Here is an 18940-nt window from a genome sequence, read left to right on the forward strand (position 1 = left end):
CTCCCCATCTCCCCACCTCCCCATCTGCCTTTCCAGTCGGAATACTAAAATAAGTCAAATTCACTTTGTAGATTGAGGACTAAGAGTGAAACAATTTTTTAAACAGCTAACCAAAGATACCTTAGCTGCCGTAAATTCCTATTCAACTCGGTTGACTAACAAGAAGGAAGTTGAATTATTAGTACATAAATTACGACCGATATCCTCAGATAAGAAATTGATTCGTTTGGGGCCTAAGGGAGATGGGGGGTATCTGATTCCAGATGATCTTACAGGAATTAAAGCTTGCTTTTCCCCTGGTGTTTCCGACATATCTGGTTTTGAGAAGGATTGTGCAGATCTGGGAATGAGTGTATTCTTGGCTGATAAATCTGTAAAACAGCCAGCGGAGTTCCATGAACGCTTTCACTTCACAAAAAAACATATAGGTATTACGACCAACGATGAATTTATGACTATTGATGATTGGGTAACAACATCTCTTCCCGAATCGCAGGAGGATTTGTTACTACAAATTGATATCGAAGGATATGAATATGAAACATTTATCAGTGCATCGAATCTACTAATGAGTCGTTTTAGGATTATCGTTGCTGAATTTCATGACCTTCACGTACTCTGGAGTAAACCGTTTTTTCGCTTAGCTTCACATACATTTGAAAAAATTCTTCAGACACACACTTGTGTACATATCCACCCTAATAATTGTTGTGCTTCTGTTACTATACAAGGGTTAGAAATTCCCAGAGTAGCAGAGTTTACTTTCTTGCGGAACGATCGGGTGAAAAATCCATCATTTACTACTGTTTTTCCTCATCCTTTGGATGATGATAACCAGGCTAATAAGCCTCATCTTCCGTTACCAAAGTGGTGGTACAATCCCTAGAAATGCAATTATTGAGAATGTTAATTAAAATTGTCGTCGGGAGAAGATTACTGTGGCGATCGCTAACAGCAATACAATATAAACTATGCCATAAAGAAAGTTGAGGAATAAAGTTTGACTATTGGGTAGTAAAGTCAAACCATAAATTGCTTGATTTTTTAAATCTAACCGGGACAAATCTGGCAATATTAAGTATATTCCTTGTGTCACCATTTCCAGGGTCGGGTTTTTGGCTAAATTGCCTAATTTAACTATATCTGGGCTGAGATGTCCCATTAAATAAACAGCAAAAGTTAATAAAGTAGCTATTAAAGAACTAGTAAATACCCCCAAAACAATGGCTACGGCTGTAATTAAAGATAATTCTAACCAAAGGAAAAAAACTGCTGTCAGAATACTCAAAAATGAAAAGCTGGATTGAGTAAATAACAGCGATAACAAATAAATTGCTGACATGGAAATCAACAATGCAGCTAAAATGGCTGATAACCCAAGATGTTCTCCGACAATAAATTCTGCTGGACTAACAGGCTTGGAGATTAATACTAAAACTGTGCGTTTTTCAATTTCTTTATTTACTAACCCAGTGCCTATAAAAATCGCCACAATTAAACCAATAATTCCCATAGCTGCTAAACCAATGTCTAAGAGAATCTTATCTTGTGCGCCAGCAGCGACTAGGGGTAAAAATCCGGCACTTCCAATTAATATAATTGCAAATAAGCCAACTAAATAGAGTACGCGATCGCGAATTATTTCGCGGAATACATGAGAAGCAATTACCAAAATTCTGCCCAGAATACTATCAAATTTTGTCGGTTTATTTTCGTCTATATTCATAATTTTGGAGAATTTTTAAGCTGATTTTGTTCGATGATTTGTTTGGTAACAGATTGGCATTCAATCTTAGCAACTTTTACAGGTTTTGCTGTAATTATTACCTGTGGTGTCGTTGCTACCCTAGCATTATTATTTTTCCTCTCTCGCCTCAACTTAGCTTTAACTGGGGTAGGTTGTCGAGTCACTGCGTTAACTTGACAGACCTTTTTTAGGAAATAACCTTGAGGATTATAACTAGGCCCTTGCCATTCTGCTATCATCAACAAATTATATCCTGTTTTTTGAGCTGTAATTTCTGTGCGAAAATTCCATAAGTGCTTTTCTGCAACACCAGAAATCTCTTTCTTTGCTTCGGTTAGCAGTTTTTCTCGTTGATTGGTATTCTTTAACCAACTCTCAACTACTACCCAAAGTTTACCATCTATTTGTATTTTTAATTGTCGTTCCATTGCATTAAAAACTCTCTCACCTCCACTAATAGGACGAGAAAAAGGTTGAATTTTCACAATGAAATCACTCTGGCTTAAATTATCAGCTAAAAGGCTAGGATATTGCAATACCCAATCTTGAATAATTAAACTAAATTGTATCCAACAACTAATAATTAAGTGGCTTAAAATCCAAATTAACAGTTTGAAACGTTGTTCATTTACTAGATTTTTAATTTTCTTTTGCACGGCAAAGAATTCTGGCCACGCGGCAAAAATTGCTGATAATGCAGGCCAAATCATCCAAATAAATGGGGCAATATCTAGCCACCAACTAGCCACAAATAAACAAACTAATTCTACCCAAATCCAAGTACTTAAAGAAAATCCCTGAACAATTATAGGGTTTTCTAAGGAGAACCAACCAACACCGAAAATAACCGCTAGACATCCTAAGCTAGAGAAGATATTCTGTAATCTTAAATTATCACATCCTAACCCAACTAAAAATGAAATTACCCAGAAAAAAATGCTTATTAAGATTACTGTTTGCCAGCTAAAAATACGAGGTGGTTTAATTAAATTAATTAGCCACGCAAAGCTTTGGAGCAACTTAGTCATTGGTAAATTATGGTAGTTGAATTCATGTTACTATTAGAATTAAAGCAGAAATGAAAATATTACTACTAAAATTAGCCCAAAATGTAGCTTTGAATTTAATTTTATTTAATTGGCTTTCTCGATATTTTTGGAAACGACTCTTTTTATTTTCTGTTGCTTCAGGTTCCTTGCTACTAATTAAGTGCTTAATTTCTAGCTCTTGAGCCGCAATAAAGTTTAATAAAAAATCTAAACCAATTAATTCTATTATTAAAGCAATTAATATTATACAAATTCTAGCTAATAAAAAATAAAACCCATTTTGGAAATCAGAGAAGAGATTCGGAGAGATAAACCGAGCATAAAATACATAACGAATTAATTGTATTTGTAAAGTTTTTAGGGGAATGGATTGAATCAAGAAAAAGCATAACCAGCAAATAAATGTTGATAACAGATTTAGGATTGCTGAATATTCTGTGGCAGTTTTGCGACTAATATTTAAAATTCTTTGTAAAACTACACTTTCTATAGCAATTGATATGAGGAGCAGTAAACTTTGAAACACAACTGCTCGTAAAGGTAACACTAACCATAAATCTTCTATCATTATGATGATACGGAAAATAATAATTGTCGATCGAACAACCGATGACTCACGACTATTAACGATATATTAAATATCTGCAACAACAGCGACGAGAATCAAGCAAAATGACGAGAGTAGGAATAGGTATTCGCACAGCGCAGATGCGTTCGGAACGAATTACGGGACAAATCCATGTTTACGATGGTGCGGGAAAAGGTAAGTCTAGAGCAGCTTTAGGCGTAGTTTTGCGTTCAATTGGCTTAGGAATTAACTCCGGGGCGCAAAATCGGGTGTTGCTGCTGCGGTTTCTCAAAGGCCCCGGACGACAGTATGATGAAGACGGAGCTATAGCGGCTTTACAGCAAGGTTTTCCCCATTTGATTGACCAAGTTCGCACAGGGAGAGCGGAGTATTTTGCCAAAGAGGAGATTACTCGCTTTGACAGAATGGAGGCGCAAAGGGGATGGGATGTTGCTAAAGGGGCGATCGCATCTGGTTTATATTCTGTCATTGTTTTGGATGAACTGAATCCAGTGCTAGATTTAGGTTTGCTCAAAGTAGAGGAAGTAATCCATACATTAAAGAATAAACCAGAGGAAGTGGAAATCATTGCCACTGGGAGAGCTGCACCCCAAGCACTGCTAGATATCGCTGATTTACATTCGGAAATGAAACCTCACGATCACCCAATGTCTCTGGAAAAAGGGCTAGAGGGAATTGAAATTTATACAGGTGCGGGTAAAGGAAAATCTACCAGTGCATTAGGTAAAGCTTTACAAGCTATCGGTAGGGGAATCAGTCAAGATAAGTCTCACCGAGTATTAATTATGCAGTGGCTTAAAGGTGGGAGTGGTTATACTGAAGATGCTGCGATCGCTGCTTTACAACAAAGTTATCCTTCTCTGGTGGATCATCATCGTTGTGGTGGAGATGCGATCGTCTGGCGCGGACAACAACGAGAAATAGATTATGTAGAAGCAGAAAGAGGGTGGGAAATTGCGCGAAGTGCGATCGCATCTGGACTCTACAAAACGATCATTCTCGACGAACTTAATCCCACAGTTGACTTAGAATTATTACCTCAAGAACCGATCGTTCAAGCATTACTAAGAAAACCTCGTGATACAGAAATTATTATCACAGGTCGATGCCTCAATCCTCCCGCATATTTCGATCTTGCTAGCGTTCACTCCGAAATGATTTGTCATAAACATTATGCCGATCGAGGCGTAGAACTCAAGCGAGGAGTAGATTTTTAGGACAAGGGGACAAGGGGACAAGGGGACAAGGAGAGCAGGAAAACTCCTTAACTCAAAACTCTCTCACTCAAAACTTTCTTCCCACTCCCCAATCCCCAGTCCCCATACTTAACTTTCTAACTTTCTCCTTTGTCCTTTGAGCATCAAAGCAAAACTACCCAAGCCAAATGCTAACAAAGTGTTAGCTGTACCAGGTTCGGGAATAGCAATAGCAGAAGTAGGTTTAATTGACTCAACAAGAACTACCAAATCTTGGAAATCGCTATCAGAATTCCCTGGAATACTCCGCAGTAAATCTTCAAAAGCAATGATGAATTCATTATCTGTAAAAACTCCAGGTTGTCTACCTTGAATTTGCAGAGTTGTTTGATTGTTTCCTTGGTAAATTACAGCTTGTTGAGAACCATTTGGATTGCGGCTATTTTGAGTGTAAAATGTTTCTTGTTCAGTTTCTATATAAAACCCAAAAACATTACCAAAACCAGTATATGTTGTAATGCTAGGAGATGGTGCATTTCCTGGCGGAAAACCAATAGTAGAAATAGTTACATTGCCATTCCCTAAAAAGTTTACAGTTGCACCATCTGAAACATCGTTGCTTCCACCAAATAATTGAGCTTTGACACCGCTTTGATTGTAAATACCAAACTTGCTGATAGAAGCCTTGCTAGTTAGTTCAAACATGAAAGTGGCAACAGAACCACTACTGGCAGTGTTCGTAAACAGATCGAAACCTGTTTGAGCGTTTACTGTATCAATTTTGGGGCCATCTACTGTAATAGCGTCCAAAAGTTCTTGTAAGGACTTTTCCTCAGAAGACGGGCCAAAAGAAACTGCTGTTGCTACTTCGCCAGAACCGAATACTGTACCCAAGGCTAGCAGTCCTACTGTAGTAAAGGTGAAAAACCTGCTCATAAATTCCTTTGCTTGTTTAATTATGGTTTATCAGCTAAAAACTGGGAACCTCTACTAAAATTTCGGCAGAGTAAGTTCCGCACACACTATAAGAGATTCAAAACACAACCGTTTTGTTTCGGATTTTTTTAACCCTGTTTTTACTGAATTGTTACCTGTTGCATATAATCTAGAGTCAGCTTGCTTCAGTGTAAATACGTAGTTTTAGCACAATCTCCCAGGCTTGGAGTTAGGCCATCCGTGTAATTGACTGCTTTCTTTGGGGTGCAACTTTACTATACTATTTATTCAAAAAATTTTATTATTCTAGAGCAGATTTATAAAGATGAGGTCAACGGGTAAACATAAGTTTTCTCAACGAATGTAATTTATAATACAAAAATATACTGAAAGTAAAATTGTTAACGATGACGGAAGCAAAACCAATGCAGGAGTCTAGTATTTTGTGGAGACGCTTGGTTGAACAGACTGAGTATGCTCTCAAGTGCGGTGCATTGCAAAGTATTCCCACTAGTTATGAGTTTGTCGAACAAGGGAGAGTTCGGTTTTTGGTGCGAATTTTAGCTAATTTGGTACGGAAAGATGCTGCTAAATCGCCTGCGAAAAAGGATAAAGACTTTAATCCTTTTTTACCTTATGAGGAAGATTTATTTGTGGCAGATATTTCCGATTCTCATGTATGTTTGCTGAATAAGTTTAATGTTGTGGAGCATCATTTGTTAATAGTTACTCGCGCTTTTGCTGAGCAGGAAAGCTGGTTAGATTGGGCAGATTTTCAGGCGATGTGGTTAACTTTAGCAGAAATTGATGGTTTGGCTTTTTATAATTCTGGGGCAATAGCAGGAGCTAGTCAACGACACAAGCATTTGCAGTTAGTTCCTTTGCCTTTGGTTGATGATGGAGAGGAAATGCCGATCGCACCTTTGCTGAAAACTGCTAAATTCGAGGCAGGTATAGGGAAAATTCCCGATTTACCCTTTGTTCATGCCATAGCTAAATTCGATCCTAGTTGGATTAACTCGCCAGATGTTGCGGCAGAAATGACGCTCAAATGTTATTTTAATTTGCAGAAAGCTGTGGGTTTATTAAATGATTGTGAAAAAATTGGCGATCGCCCCAATGGTGCTTACAATTTATTAGCAACTAGAGAATGGATGATGATCGTACCGCGATCGCAAGAATTTTTTCAAGGCATTTCGATTAATTCTTTAGGTTTCGCAGGCGCTTTATTAGTTCGCAATCAAGAACAAAAACAATTGCTTCTGGACACTGGCCCTTTAAACATTTTGACAGCAGTTGCTCAACCTTGGAATTAAGGAAAGTTTTGAGTTTGTAGGGGCGGGTGAGAGCAGATAATTTTGTAATCACAGCAGACTAATTAACAACAAAACACGCCCTTACTCTTCTGCTCAGAGAACTCCCTTCGGTGATGTTAGTTACGGAATTTATTTAGAATGGGTTGCAATATTTAATTTGTGAAAACAATTATTACATATTGAAAGTTTAAAAGATAGGAGTACGATGCTAAAAGGTAAAATGTATTGCTTTCGAGCAGAATGGAAAAGTTCTAAAAACTTCGATCGACAGAACCTTCCAGATTGGTTGTGTTTAGATGCTGATTGGCAAGGGTTTAAAATTGCCACAATTCCAGAGGTAGCAGATGTTGCAGAAATTTTGGGAATTTTGCAAATTAATGACAGTCCAGATCGATGGATCTCTCACTTAGAAAGTTTGGGTTTAAAAGGTGTTACCCAAGTTTGCTGTGAGGAGATGTTCGAGGATAAAGGATACACTTAATTTATCTGTTGCTCTGTCCAGGCGATCGCACTCAAATGCGATTCCTCATGGTTTTTAATGGGTAAATTTCTGGTTAAGGGTGAGTAATTTTTGGATAATTTTTATACCCTACCACTCATTTGGTTTTCGCTCCATACTACGTAGGCGATCGCTAAAGTCATCGGCCCAAAAATCATTAAAATGGTCAGCATAATTCACTCTACTTAATAATAGTTTTTCTGTTGAAGTAGCTTAAGATAATTCTACCCTTACCAAGCCTTTTCTAGCTGTGTGCTAGAAAACATTTGACAGCAAATTAAGGTGTATATCAGCAAGTGCATTTTTAATCTGAATAATCAGCTCTGACATCAATAAAAAAGGGTTCTGAGCAGAGTCGAACTGCTTTCGCTAAATTTTCAAAACCGTTACAGACCCAGTAATTATTATCTCTTTTATCAAAAATTTAGGTAGTGAGGAATACCCTACCTAGTTTAGTATGGTTTTTACACCATTGATTTGTCAAAATAGTAACTGACGGAAAATGTGGAGACTTCTACTATTATTTTACGGTTCTCACCATAAACAATTATTGTTAGTTGGGACATCATAAAAATGTAAATCAAACCGCTAAACAAACAATAGCTAAGGAAAACAAGGAGACGCAGTTATGGCTATTCTTAGATGGAGTCCTTTCATTGAAGTAGAAACTCTCCACCGTCAATTAGATAAAATGTTTGACGACATTGCTGAAATTACTCCTACAAAAAACACCTTATGGAAGCCAGCAGTTGAATTGCAAGATAACGGCAATAACTTAACATTAAAAGCTGAAATCCCAGGAGTAGAAGCGAAAGATTTAGACATCAGCGTTTTGCGCGATGCAGTTGTTATTCGTGGTGAACATAACTACGAAAACAAAACTGAAAAAGAAGGTTTCTTCCGTTCTGAATTCCGCTATGGCAGATTTGAAAGAGTAGTTGATTTGCCTGTAGCGGTGCAAAATGACAAAGTTGAAGCTAATTTCAACAACGGTATTCTCACCCTGACTTTGCCAAAGGTAGAAGAAGCAAAAAACCGTGTGTTTAAAGTGAATTTAGCTGGTAACGAAGACACAAACAACACGGAAACAAATAATACTGAAACCAAGTAATAACGCAAGTTGCTAATTATTAATTCTTTCCTATTCCCCCCTTGAGTAAGGGGGGCTAAGAAAGAGCAGACTTGTAACTAGCAACTTAAATTAATAGTTTGTTTCTGTTTGGCACATCATTAGCTGAATAACTAATAAATATTACCTCTGTAATCTTCTTCCTAGAATTACAGAGGTGATATTTATTATGCAAAATGAACTGATGAATTAGAACATAAGAGAAATTTAGGTTATACTGTTCACCGTGATAGATCGATCTTTTTTTACTCAATAGTACGGGCATTTGCGTAGCCTCCCCTTCAATTAAAAAGAATATTTTTGCCCGTGCAGAGTATACATTCACACTTGGAGAATGGAGGATGGGACAATCATGTTAATGGTGCATCAACTAGATGGAAAAATCAGCCTAATTTTTCCATCGGACTGCAAATTTGAACTTTTTACCATAAATTTGTTTGTAAATTTATTTAATTAATGTAAATTTAAATAAATTAAATATAATTTGGTGAATACATAAGAAAAATAAAGTAAAATTAGATACAAAGTTATATAGTAAAAGTTTTTTCAGTATGCAATATAAGAGAAAATACTTAAATAGAGATAAGAGTATGATGATAGCTTATCGGAGTAATTAAATTAAGAGCATGGCTCAACAAGAAAGCGAAAGAACATCTCAGTTACAAGAAGAAACAGAGGCTGCTTCACTCAGTGCAGAGGAGAGCTTACTGAATCGAATTGCGACTAAAATTCGTCGTTCCTTAGAGTTACCGGAAATTTTAGCGACGACAGCAGAGGAAATCCGCGCTTTTTTAAGTACAGATAGAGTAAAAATTTATTCATTTCATGCTGATGGTAGTGGAGAAGTAATTGCAGAGTCTATCTATCATCATCGTTTACCTTCCTTGTTAGGTCTACATTTTCCCGCTGATGATATTCCTTACCATGCACGTCAGATGTTTTTAAAAGCCCGTCAAAGGGTAATTGTAGATGTAGCTGCTGGACGAAAAATTCTCAGTCAATTAGATTGTCCGAATACAGGAGAAAGCTTAATTTCAGAAGATATTAGTTACTGTCCAGTAGATGAGTGTCATATAGAATATCTATCTACAATGGGGGTGGGTTCTTCGTTAACTGTGCCAATTTTGCACCAAAATCAACTCTGGGGTTTGTTAGTTTCTCACCATGCAAAACCGCGCCGCTATTCAGAGAGAGAGTTAAAAATTATTCAATTGTTAGTCGATCAATTATCGATCGCGATCGCTCAATCTAATCTACTTTTTCGCGCTAGAAATCAAGCAGATCACGAAGCAACAATCAATAAAATAAGCCAAATTTTACACTCACCAATCAACAATTTAAAAATTCGCCAAACCGTCCTCGATCAAGCAGTTAAAGTCCTAGATGGTTCTGGTGGCAGATTATATATTACGCCCGATGGCATAGGGGAATCTGCACAAGTTTTTGTCTGTGGTGAACAAGCAAATATAGCAGAATTGGAAGAAAGTTCGTTTTGGCAAAAAATTATTGGCCTAGACAAAAATAAGCAGGCTGAATATCTTAATCCTGCTATTTTATCGCAATCATGGGGACTCATGAAACCACCGATCGCAACTAATATTTTCCCCAAAAATTCAAGTAAATCTCAAGCGTTAATAAATCAAGACCATCCAGATAATAAGCATCCTGTTTCGCAGATTTATATTATTACCGATATCTACCAAGAACCTCAATTTAAAGAATTAATACCTGCTTTTAAATCCACTGGGATTCGCTCTTTGTTAATTGTACCGCTGCAATATCATCAACAATGTGTTGGGTGTCTCACAATCTTTAGAAATGAAATAGAGACAGCAACATTATGGGCAGGAAGACTCAGAAAAGACAAAAGAAATTCTCGCCCTCGTAAATCTTTTCAAGCTTGGCGAGACATCAGAAAAGGACAAACTAAAGAGTGGAACCAAGATGAAATTAAGTTAGCGCAAGCTTTAGGATTACATCTTTATATGGCTGTAATGCAAAAGCGCGTGCAAGATACAATTAAACATCAAGCTTCCCATGATTTACTGACTGGTTTACCTAATAGATTACTATTTAACGATCGCCTTTCCCTAGAATTAGCTCACCTGCAACAAGGTAGCAAAATGCTGGCGGTAGTGTTTCTCGATTTAGACTTCTTTAAAAACATTAATGATACTCTCGGTCACGCTACAGGCGATCAATTATTACAACAAGTTGCCCAAAGATTGCAAGCTTGTTTACGCGATGGAGACCTAGTAGCGCGTTGGGGTGGAGATGAATTTACTATCTTGTTACCTGGGCTTCAGAGTGCAGAAAATGCTGTTCATATTGTAGAGCGAATTCTGCACGTAATTAGTGCTCCTTTTAATTTCAACGGTCAAGAGTTTTACGTCAAAGCTAGTATTGGAATTTCCTTTGCTCCTTATGATGGAGAAGATGCAGAAACACTGCTAAAGAATGCCGATGCTGCGATGTATAAAGCCAAGCAAAAAGGGCGGAATAACTATCAAGTATATACTCCGGCGATCGGAGATAAAGCCTTAGAACGTATGGTGTTGGAAAATAATTTATATAAAGCCTTACAAAGAGAAGAATTTTTATTATACTACCAACCCCAATTAGATATATTTACAGGTAAAATTGTGGGGATGGAAGCATTAATTCGTTGGCAATCTGTAGAGAAAGGATTAATTCGCCCCGATCACTTTATTCCAGTTGCGGAAGAAACTGGATTAATCTTTCAAATTGGTGAATGGGTGTTAAAAACTGCCTGTCAACAAAACAAACTTTGGCAACAAGCTGGTTTACCACCAATCCGCATTGCAGTAAATCTATCTGCTAAACAATTTCAGCAACAAGATTTAGTCAAAACTATTGCTAAAGTATTAAATGAAACAGGTTTAGACCCAGACTATTTAGAAATAGAAATTACAGAGAGTATTGCCATCCAAGATGTAGACTTTACAATTGCAGTATTGCATTCTTTAAGAAGTATGGGCATTCATGTTTCTATGGATGATTTTGGAATAGGTTACTCTTCTCTGTGGTCGTTAAAAAGATTTCCTTTAGATAAACTGAAAATCGATCGTTCATTCATTAATGATTTTATAAGTCATCCCAAAGATGCGGCAATTATTACTGCTATCATTGATTTAGGACACGCACTAAACTTAAAATTAATTGCCGAAGGAGTAGAAACAGCAGAACAGTTAAAATTTTTGCGATCGATAAATTGTGATGGTATTCAAGGTTACTTGTTTAGTCCGCCTGTCACCGCTAAAGCAGCTACAGAACTTCTCAATAATCAAACTCAAACCTTACTAAAGCCAGATAATTTAAACCCCGATAGTTTGGCATAAGCATAATACAGAACAAACGCACTTATCAAGGTTGACGATCAAATGAACGACCAAGAAGAAAATTTCCAGCAATCAGAAATATTTACTATCCCTGTGGCATCACCAGGGTTTAAATCAGGTTTTATCGGCATTATTGGTCGTCCTAATGTGGGAAAATCTACCTTAATGAATCTGTTAGTAGGACAAAAAATTGCCATTACTTCCCCAGTAGCGCAAACTACTCGCAATCGTCTGCGAGGAATTTTAACTACAGAAAAAGCCCAAATAATTTTTGTTGATACTCCTGGTATTCATAAACCCCATCACCGTTTAGGTGAAGTACTAGTAAAAAATGCCCAAGTAGCCATTCAATCAGTCGATTTATTGCTGTTTTTGGTAGATGCTTCCCAAGAGGCGGGAGGAGGCGATCGCTTTATTGTCGAACTCTTAGAAAAAACCAAAACTCCCATAATTTTAGGATTGAACAAATCAGACCAGCAACCCAAAAATTATCAAGCTATAGATGATAGTTACATTCAAATAGCTACAAATTATAATTGGCCTTTTGCTAAATTTTCCGCCCTGACAAGTGAAGGAATAGAAACTCTCCAAGACTTATTAATTAGCAAATTAGAACCCGGCCCCTATTATTATCCCCCAGATTTAGTTACCGATCAACCAGAACGTTTTATTATGGGCGAATTAATCCGCGAACAAATTTTGCTGTTAACTCGTGAAGAAGTTCCCCACTCAGTAGCGGTGACAATTGAGCAAGTAGAAGAAGCCGCAACAATTACTCGCGTTTGGGCAACAATCCATGTTGAACGTGATTCTCAAAAAGGGATTTTAATCGGTAAAGGTGGCGGAATGCTTAAAGCAATTGGTAGTGCCGCTAGGGAACAAATGCAAAAGTTAATTGCTGGGAAAATTTATTTAGAATTATTTGTGAAAGTGCAACCAAAATGGCGACAATCTCGCCTACGTTTGGCTGAATTTGGTTACAAAGTTGAAGAATAAAAGAGTAGGGACACGGCATCTATAATGTTTACTGAGATACAAAATATTAATGATGCGGTGTTCCTACTACCTGATAGGCAGATGAAGAATTTCGCGGAATTAGTTACTTTTGGCGAAAAATTAGTAAAATCGTAAGGTCAAGTGCAAAGTTTTCCTTAAGTGTGTAAGTTCTGATAAATTATGGCTCAATCTTCTAAAGTTCAGATATTTGGAGAATTCCTAGAAGAAATCCCTGTTAGTAATGACTATCTCACCTTGAATTTTTCTCCTACCTCGGCGGCGCGAAAGCGTCACTGGGAACACAATGGTATTTCGGCAGACTTTTTGGGCGACTATTTCGCTGCTTTTTTTCCTGGTGATGCGATTTCTGAAAACAAAATTAATCGGAAAAATACAATTAAAAGTATAGTCAGTTATATTGCTAATGAGCTTTTGGAGAATGCGGTTAAATACAGCGATCGCTCTGCCAATTTACCGATTACTATTACCCTATATTTGTATGAACAAGAATTGATTTTTATAGTTAGTAATTACGCCCAGGAAATAACTGTGGAAAAATATCAAAAATTTATCCACGAACTGTTAGATTCCGATCCCGATGAACTCTATACCCGCCAACTAGAAAAAACTGCATTGGGAACTGGAGAATCTAACATTGGTTTATTAACTATGATTAATGATTACTCGGCGCGATTAGGTTGGAAGTTTGACTACTTACAGCAAGATTTAAGAATAGTTCATGTAAATGTCATAGCACGTTTTGATATTTAAACTAATTCTTTAATATATAATTTTTAATAACGAAAATATAAAGGCTATAAAAATAGCAAATAAATACTATTACTTTGGTGAGGTGTAGACAATTGCTGGAAATAAAAACAGATGACTACCAAATATGGCATAATCCAGAAACATCAACTGTGTTTTTTCGAGGCTTCCTGCGATTGGCTGGAATGGAGGAATATAGACCAGTAATGGAATTGTTGATGAATGTGATTGAAGAAACTCCTAATTTTACAATTAATTTGCGAGAATTGGAATTTCTTAATAGTTCAGGAATTAGTATGCTTTCTATGTTTGTGATCAAGGTACGAGAAAAAGGTAATGTAAATCTAGTTTTACGAGGGTCAGATAAAATTCTTTGGCAGACCAAATCTTTAAAGAATTTACAACGCTTGATGCCAGGAATTAAACTAGAATTTAGTTAATGCTCGCATGGGAGATAAAAGAGCAGTAGTCAACCTCTCTTACTTGTGGTGGAAAACAGGAGTGGAAGGGGACTGGGGACTGGGGACTGGGATTTAGAGAGGGAGTAAGGAATTCATTAATTAATCAGCTTTACCGATCGCTATTATGTAAGAGAGAGTCAAAAACTCGACTGAGAAATTTCCCGATCGAGAAAAGGGACTGATTGAAGCTTTGGCGCGGATTGGTAGGTGTTTTTTTTCTTGGTTCATTTTTGGCGGCTGAAGTCTTTACTGGGCAAGTGTTTGAGTTTTGTTGTGGTGGCGATCGGTTCCGCGCAAAGTCTGAAATGCTTTCTATGCTTGGATTTGTGGCTTTTGGCTTGTTTCTCTGCTTGACAAGGTAGTGGCTAAAACCGTATTTTAATTATTGACTCGCGCAATTGCACCTCGAAAAGTAAATATATTAAGGTTTCTAGGGTCTTGCTATCGGAATTTCTACTAATCCCTTTCAGGGATTGAAACCTCTGCCTACACCCTTAGAGCAGTGGAACTTACGATCGGAATTTCTACTAATCCCTTTCAGGGATTGAAACAAGTGCAGCCGGAGCGATAACCGCCTTTGATAGTATCGGAATTTCTACTAATCCCTTTCAGGGATTGAAACACCATCATTGAGCAGGTAGTGATTGGTGTAAACGTATCGGAATTTCTACTAATCCCTTTCAGGGATTGAAACCAGCAGTGATTATGATATCTTGCGGCGAATCAAATATAATCGGAATTTCTACTAATCCCTTTCAGGGATTGAAACCTTAAAATCCTACATTCTTTTTTGCAATAATATCATCGGAATTTCTACTAATCCCTTTCAGGGATTGAAACAGGATTTTTATTGGCGAAATATCGATACAGTGCTTCCTCTAATCGGAATTTCTACTAATCCCTTTCAGGGATTGAAACAAGATTTATGGGTTTACCTCCTAATTTTTCAGAATGGATCGGAATTTCTACTAATCCCTTTCAGGGATTGAAACACGACTTGCCAGTGGACGACCAAGGTAAGGCTAGCGCATCGGAATTTCTACTAATCCCTTTCAGGGATTGAAACTTGGGGTAGCTGCCCTTTTTAGCGTCTACCAACTATACATCGGAATTTCTACTAATCCCTTTCAGGGATTGAAACATGAATGTATGCCTCGTGTTGTACTGACATCTAATCGGAATTTCTACTAATCCCTTTCAGGGATTGAAACAGCCACAAAATATTTGTAATATGACTTACATTCCCAAACATCGGAATTTCTACTAATCCCTTTCAGGGATTGAAACTAAAGACCAAAGTAAACATCAATCACTTACTTTGGTCTTAATCGGAATTTCTACTAATCCCTTTCAGGGATTGAAACAATTCCTTCTAAATCTGAAATGGCATTAATAGATAATCGGAATTTCTACTAATCCCTTTCAGGGATTGAAACGTATTCCTCCGGCGCTGCCCTAAATGTAGTTACGATCGGAATTTCTACTAATCCCTTTCAGGGATTGAAACTTTTTACCAAACAACAATTCCCAAGAAGACCCATATCGGAATTTCTACTAATCCCTTTCAGGGATTGAAACCCGGCTCCTGGGCTTCGCTGGCCTTTGCTTTGGGTCTGGGATCGGAATTTCTACTAATCCCTTTCAGGGATTGAAACTATTTTTAGAAATATGACTGAGATACCACCGCAATATAAGGATCGGAATTTCTACTAATCCCTTTCAGGGATTGAAACCATATAAACAGTTTGCGAATTGAACCTTGGTGGATAGGAATCGGAATTTCTACTAATCCCTTTCAGGGATTGAAACTGTGCGATCGCTTTTAAGGCGGCAATCTTTGCTTTTGGATCGGAATTTCTACTAATCCCTTTCAGGGATTGAAACGGCAGTATCGGAGTAAAAGATGTTGGGGCAACAGATCGGAATTTCTACTAATCCCTTTCAGGGATTGAAACACCGGACGACCGTCGCGGCTGTGACCAACATCGGTGGTATTATCGGAATTTCTACTAATCCCTTTCAGGGATTGAAACATTGGCTATACTTCCCATTATTTAGCCGATATGTTCACTAAAATCGGAATTTCTACTAATCCCTTTCAGGGATTGAAACGTAGTAGCCGAAACGAGGGAAGCTTGTGGAAGACGATCGGAATTTCTACTAATCCCTTTCAGGGATTGAAACTGAGAACCCGTGCGATTATCCTGGCGCAAGTTTATCATCGGAATTTCTACTAATCCCTTTCAGGGATTGAAACTGAAGAATTTCCGAATCGACAAGATCTCTAATCTTTATCGGAATTTCTACTAATCCCTTTCAGGGATTGAAACATCGAAATATACACAGTAACAACAAAAGAAACGATTTCATCGGAATTTCTACTAATCCCTTTCAGGGATTGAAACAGAGAGCGAAAGACTTGCTACTTTCCCCTGACGATCGGAATTTCTACTAATCCCTTTCAGGGATTGAAACTTTTAAAGCTTCATTCAATTTTTCTTCATTGTCCAATCGGAATTTCTACTAATCCCTTTCAGGGATTGAAACCAAATCAATGTCATTGAAGTATTCTCTTACTCTTATCGGAATTTCTACTAATCCCTTTCAGGGATTGAAACAAAAATTCATATTTGCGATACAAAGTATTGAGAATCGGAATTTCTACTAATCCCTTTCAGGGATTGAAACTCAAATCAGATAAAGAAAATCTACTTGAACCAGAATCAAATCGGAATTTCTACTAATCCCTTTCAGGGATTGAAACAGATTCAAACCAGATAATCAAACAGCGATGTCTTAGCATCGGAATTTCTACTAATCCCTTTCAGGGATTGAAACGTAGTCGCATCCATTCCCAAGGAAATGGGATGATTCATCGGAATTTCTACTAATCCCTTTCAGGGATTGAAACCAGACGCTCAACCACCCGAAACTAAGATTGATGCCAAATCGGAATTTCTACTAATCCCTTTCAGGGATTGAAACAATTACCACAGGGGGACGGGGCGGGGGGAGGTAAAGCATCGGAATTTCTACTAATCCCTTTCAGGGATTGAAACCTGGTGTTATTTGGGTTTTCGAGTCTGAGTCTAATATCGGAATTTCTACTAATCCCTTTCAGGGATTGAAACCTAATAGCATCCGGGCCCCCATAATCAGGGCTAGCATCGGAATTTCTACTAATCCCTTTCAGGGATTGAAACTGCTATGCTGCGGATGCTCCAACGGGTAGGCCGATCGGTTATCGGAATTTCTACTAATCCCTTTCAGGGATTGAAACATTCCACACCGGGATTGAAGAGGCTTGGGCACCGCTACTCGTATCGGAATTTCTACTAATCCCTTTCAGGGATTGAAACAAAACGATGATTTACTGCCCAATATGCCACAGTAAAATCGGAATTTCTACTAATCCCTTTCAGGGATTGAAACGAATTCTAGGGAGTCGTTTCATTTGTCCATAAACCATCGGAATTTCTACTAATCCCTTTCAGGGATTGAAACGCGATCGCACTTCTCACAGGCTTAAGCTGCGATCGCATCGGAATTTCTACTAATCCCTTTCAGGGATTGAAACAAATATAAGATGCGCTCAGAACTGTACTTTCTGGGTTGCAGATCGGAATTTCTACTAATCCCTTTCAGGGATTGAAACTGGATTTTTGCAATTTTAGCTTATCCAATTATTTGGATCGGAATTTCTACTAATCCCTTTCAGGGATTGAAACGATTTCTTTTACAAACTCATCGATAGACAACGGGAATCGGAATTTCTACTAATCCCTTTCAGGGATTGAAACTTAGCTATTTTTTGTTGAAATGGTTGGGAGCCGCTTTATCGGAATTTCTACTAATCCCTTTCAGGGATTGAAACCTCTCCAAATCACTCACTGGGGAATTGCGATCGAAATCGGAATTTCTACTAATCCCTTTCAGGGATTGAAACTTAAGCATTGAATAACTTATCTATAGCCACAAAATCGGAATTTCTACTAATCCCTTTCAGGGATTGAAACCGTAATAGTTTATGGGTGGCATAAGGTTTTGCAGGGGATCGGAATTTCTACTAATCCCTTTCAGGGATTGAAACCAACTGTGCATCAGAGCCATCGCATCATCGCTTATCGGAATTTCTACTAATCCCTTTCAGGGATTGAAACGCCAAACGACAATCTGAAAAACGTTAAGCAAGTCAATCGGAATTTCTACTAATCCCTTTCAGGGATTGAAACACCTGATCGAATAACTGCATATTTTTTAGAAGAAATCGGAATTTCTACTAATCCCTTTCAGGGATTGAAACCCATGCCGAAAATTCCAAAATGATGAGTCAGGGAAGATCGGAATTTCTACTAATCCCTTTCAGGGATTGAAACTGCAAATTTAAGGATTTATTCTTTGTAGATGCTGATCGGAATTTCTACTAATCCCTTTCAGGGATTGAAACATTTTGCTTACTATGACTATTAGAAAAGATGGACGATTATCGGAATTTCTACTAATCCCTTTCAGGGATTGAAACGACAATTCGGATGAATTAGAAACAGAAACAAGCAACACATCGGAATTTCTACTAATCCCTTTCAGGGATTGAAACTCTTTAAATCCAGGATCTTCAGGAAGCCAAATTATGATCGGAAATCGGAATTTCTACTAATCCCTTTCAGGGATTGAAACAAATCCCTCAGTAACCTAATATTTCCATGCTGATGAATGGCATCGGAATTTCTACTAATCCCTTTCAGGGATTGAAACGAATATCAGAAGCCTGTTCGCTTCAATCAGCAGAATCGGAATTTCTACTAATCCCTTTCAGGGATTGAAACGCTTGATTTTCTTCTTCTACTCTGCGTATGCGATCGAATCGGAATTTCTACTAATCCCTTTCAGGGATT

14 protein-coding genes and 1 CRISPR repeat array (1 of these 15 cut by a window edge) are annotated in these 18940 nt (G+C 37.7%); of the genes, 9 read left to right on the forward strand and 5 right to left on the reverse strand.

The window, feature by feature from the left end; translation table 11 throughout:
- Positions 1 to 85: 85 nt before the first annotated feature.
- Positions 86 to 886, forward strand: coding sequence for an FkbM family methyltransferase (locus tag IQ264_RS15320; protein WP_193981661.1), 801 nt, complete (start codon positions 86 to 88; stop codon positions 884 to 886).
- Between the two features lie 24 nt (positions 887 to 910).
- On the opposite strand, the gene IQ264_RS15325 is transcribed toward IQ264_RS15320, so the two are convergent.
- From IQ264_RS15325 to fraC, 3 genes are read right to left on the reverse strand one after another with little or no spacing between them, the layout of a single operon-like run.
- A complete protein-coding gene (locus tag IQ264_RS15325) occupies positions 911 to 1726 on the reverse strand; it encodes an ABC transporter permease subunit (RefSeq protein ID WP_193981662.1) in 816 nt (271 codons plus the stop codon).
- The gene (locus IQ264_RS15330) at positions 1723 to 2775 is read right to left on the reverse strand and encodes a DUF5357 family protein (protein ID WP_193981663.1); all 1053 of its coding nucleotides are present in this window, start codon (positions 2773 to 2775) and stop codon (positions 1723 to 1725) included. The genes IQ264_RS15325 and IQ264_RS15330 overlap by 4 nt, the downstream gene beginning before the upstream one ends.
- A gap of 22 nt (positions 2776 to 2797) precedes the next feature.
- A complete protein-coding gene (fraC, locus tag IQ264_RS15335; protein WP_193981664.1) occupies positions 2798 to 3364 on the reverse strand; it encodes a filament integrity protein FraC in 567 nt (188 codons plus the stop codon).
- 104 nt (positions 3365 to 3468) lie between these two features.
- Here fraC and IQ264_RS15340 point away from each other — a divergent pair, with 104 nt between their 5' ends.
- A complete protein-coding gene (locus IQ264_RS15340) occupies positions 3469 to 4602 on the forward strand; it encodes a cob(I)yrinic acid a,c-diamide adenosyltransferase (protein ID WP_193981665.1) in 1134 nt (377 codons plus the stop codon).
- 108 nt (positions 4603 to 4710) lie between these two features.
- Here IQ264_RS15340 and IQ264_RS15345 read toward each other — a convergent pair whose 3' ends face one another.
- A complete protein-coding gene (locus IQ264_RS15345; RefSeq protein ID WP_193981666.1) occupies positions 4711 to 5517 on the reverse strand; it encodes a DUF4114 domain-containing protein in 807 nt (268 codons plus the stop codon).
- A gap of 407 nt (positions 5518 to 5924) precedes the next feature.
- On the opposite strand from IQ264_RS15345, the gene IQ264_RS15350 reads away from it, so the two are divergent.
- The 7 genes from IQ264_RS15350 (at position 5925) to IQ264_RS15380 (ending at position 14024) form a co-directional block, all read left to right on the forward strand.
- Positions 5925 to 6833: an ATP adenylyltransferase family protein gene (locus IQ264_RS15350; RefSeq protein WP_193981667.1), complete on the forward strand. Its 909-nt coding sequence runs from the start codon at positions 5925 to 5927 to the stop codon at positions 6831 to 6833.
- Positions 6834 to 7038: 205 nt separating this feature from the next.
- A complete protein-coding gene (locus tag IQ264_RS15355; RefSeq protein WP_193981668.1) occupies positions 7039 to 7314 on the forward strand; it encodes a hypothetical protein in 276 nt (91 codons plus the stop codon).
- Between the two features lie 646 nt (positions 7315 to 7960).
- On the forward strand, positions 7961 to 8443 hold the full coding sequence (locus tag IQ264_RS15360; RefSeq protein WP_193981669.1) for an Hsp20/alpha crystallin family protein: 483 nt from the start codon (positions 7961 to 7963) through the stop codon (positions 8441 to 8443).
- A gap of 644 nt (positions 8444 to 9087) precedes the next feature.
- Positions 9088 to 11820, forward strand: a complete 2733-nt coding sequence (locus tag IQ264_RS15365) for an EAL domain-containing protein (protein WP_193981670.1) — start codon at positions 9088 to 9090, stop codon at positions 11818 to 11820.
- A gap of 42 nt (positions 11821 to 11862) precedes the next feature.
- The gene (era, locus tag IQ264_RS15370) at positions 11863 to 12816 is read left to right on the forward strand and encodes a GTPase Era (RefSeq protein WP_193981671.1); all 954 of its coding nucleotides are present in this window, start codon (positions 11863 to 11865) and stop codon (positions 12814 to 12816) included.
- A 180-nt stretch (positions 12817 to 12996) separates the two neighbouring features.
- Complete coding sequence (locus IQ264_RS15375; protein ID WP_193981672.1) at positions 12997 to 13587, forward strand: slr1658 superfamily regulator; 591 nt, start codon at positions 12997 to 12999, stop codon at positions 13585 to 13587.
- A gap of 95 nt (positions 13588 to 13682) precedes the next feature.
- On the forward strand, positions 13683 to 14024 hold the full coding sequence (locus IQ264_RS15380) for a slr1659 superfamily regulator (RefSeq protein ID WP_193981692.1): 342 nt from the start codon (positions 13683 to 13685) through the stop codon (positions 14022 to 14024).
- Positions 14025 to 14144: 120 nt separating this feature from the next.
- Here IQ264_RS15380 and IQ264_RS33445 read toward each other — a convergent pair whose 3' ends face one another.
- Positions 14145 to 14273: a hypothetical protein gene (locus tag IQ264_RS33445; protein ID WP_265583050.1), complete on the reverse strand. Its 129-nt coding sequence runs from the start codon at positions 14271 to 14273 to the stop codon at positions 14145 to 14147.
- Positions 14274 to 14488: 215 nt separating this feature from the next.
- A CRISPR array of direct repeats spans positions 14489 to 18940; the repeat unit is 37 nt; unit sequence ATCGGAATTTCTACTAATCCCTTTCAGGGATTGAAAC; it runs 809 nt beyond the window's last position.

The organism is [Phormidium] sp. LEGE 05292 (assembly GCF_015207735.1).
Lineage (GTDB): Bacteria > Cyanobacteriota > Cyanobacteriia > Cyanobacteriales > Aerosakkonemataceae > Floridanema.

Excerpts from the sequence above, each read along its gene's own strand:
- IQ264_RS15365 (WP_193981670.1), top strand. The coding sequence starts at position 9,088 with ATGGCTCAACAAGAAAGCGAAAGAACATCTCAGTTACAAGAAGAAACA.
- IQ264_RS15375 (WP_193981672.1), top strand. The coding sequence starts at position 12,997 with ATGGCTCAATCTTCTAAAGTTCAGATATTTGGAGAATTCCTAGAAGAA.
- IQ264_RS15355 (WP_193981668.1), top strand. The coding sequence starts at position 7,039 with ATGCTAAAAGGTAAAATGTATTGCTTTCGAGCAGAATGGAAAAGTTCT.
- IQ264_RS15350 (WP_193981667.1), top strand. The coding sequence starts at position 5,925 with ATGACGGAAGCAAAACCAATGCAGGAGTCTAGTATTTTGTGGAGACGC.
- IQ264_RS15360 (WP_193981669.1), top strand. The coding sequence starts at position 7,961 with ATGGCTATTCTTAGATGGAGTCCTTTCATTGAAGTAGAAACTCTCCAC.
- IQ264_RS33445 (WP_265583050.1), bottom strand. The coding sequence starts at position 14,273 with ATGAACCAAGAAAAAAAACACCTACCAATCCGCGCCAAAGCTTCAATC.
- era (WP_193981671.1), top strand. The coding sequence starts at position 11,863 with ATGAACGACCAAGAAGAAAATTTCCAGCAATCAGAAATATTTACTATC.
- fraC (WP_193981664.1), bottom strand. The coding sequence starts at position 3,364 with ATGATAGAAGATTTATGGTTAGTGTTACCTTTACGAGCAGTTGTGTTT.
- IQ264_RS15345 (WP_193981666.1), bottom strand. The coding sequence starts at position 5,517 with ATGAGCAGGTTTTTCACCTTTACTACAGTAGGACTGCTAGCCTTGGGT.
- IQ264_RS15330 (WP_193981663.1), bottom strand. The coding sequence starts at position 2,775 with ATGACTAAGTTGCTCCAAAGCTTTGCGTGGCTAATTAATTTAATTAAA.
- IQ264_RS15325 (WP_193981662.1), bottom strand. The coding sequence starts at position 1,726 with ATGAATATAGACGAAAATAAACCGACAAAATTTGATAGTATTCTGGGC.
- IQ264_RS15340 (WP_193981665.1), top strand. The coding sequence starts at position 3,469 with ATGACGAGAGTAGGAATAGGTATTCGCACAGCGCAGATGCGTTCGGAA.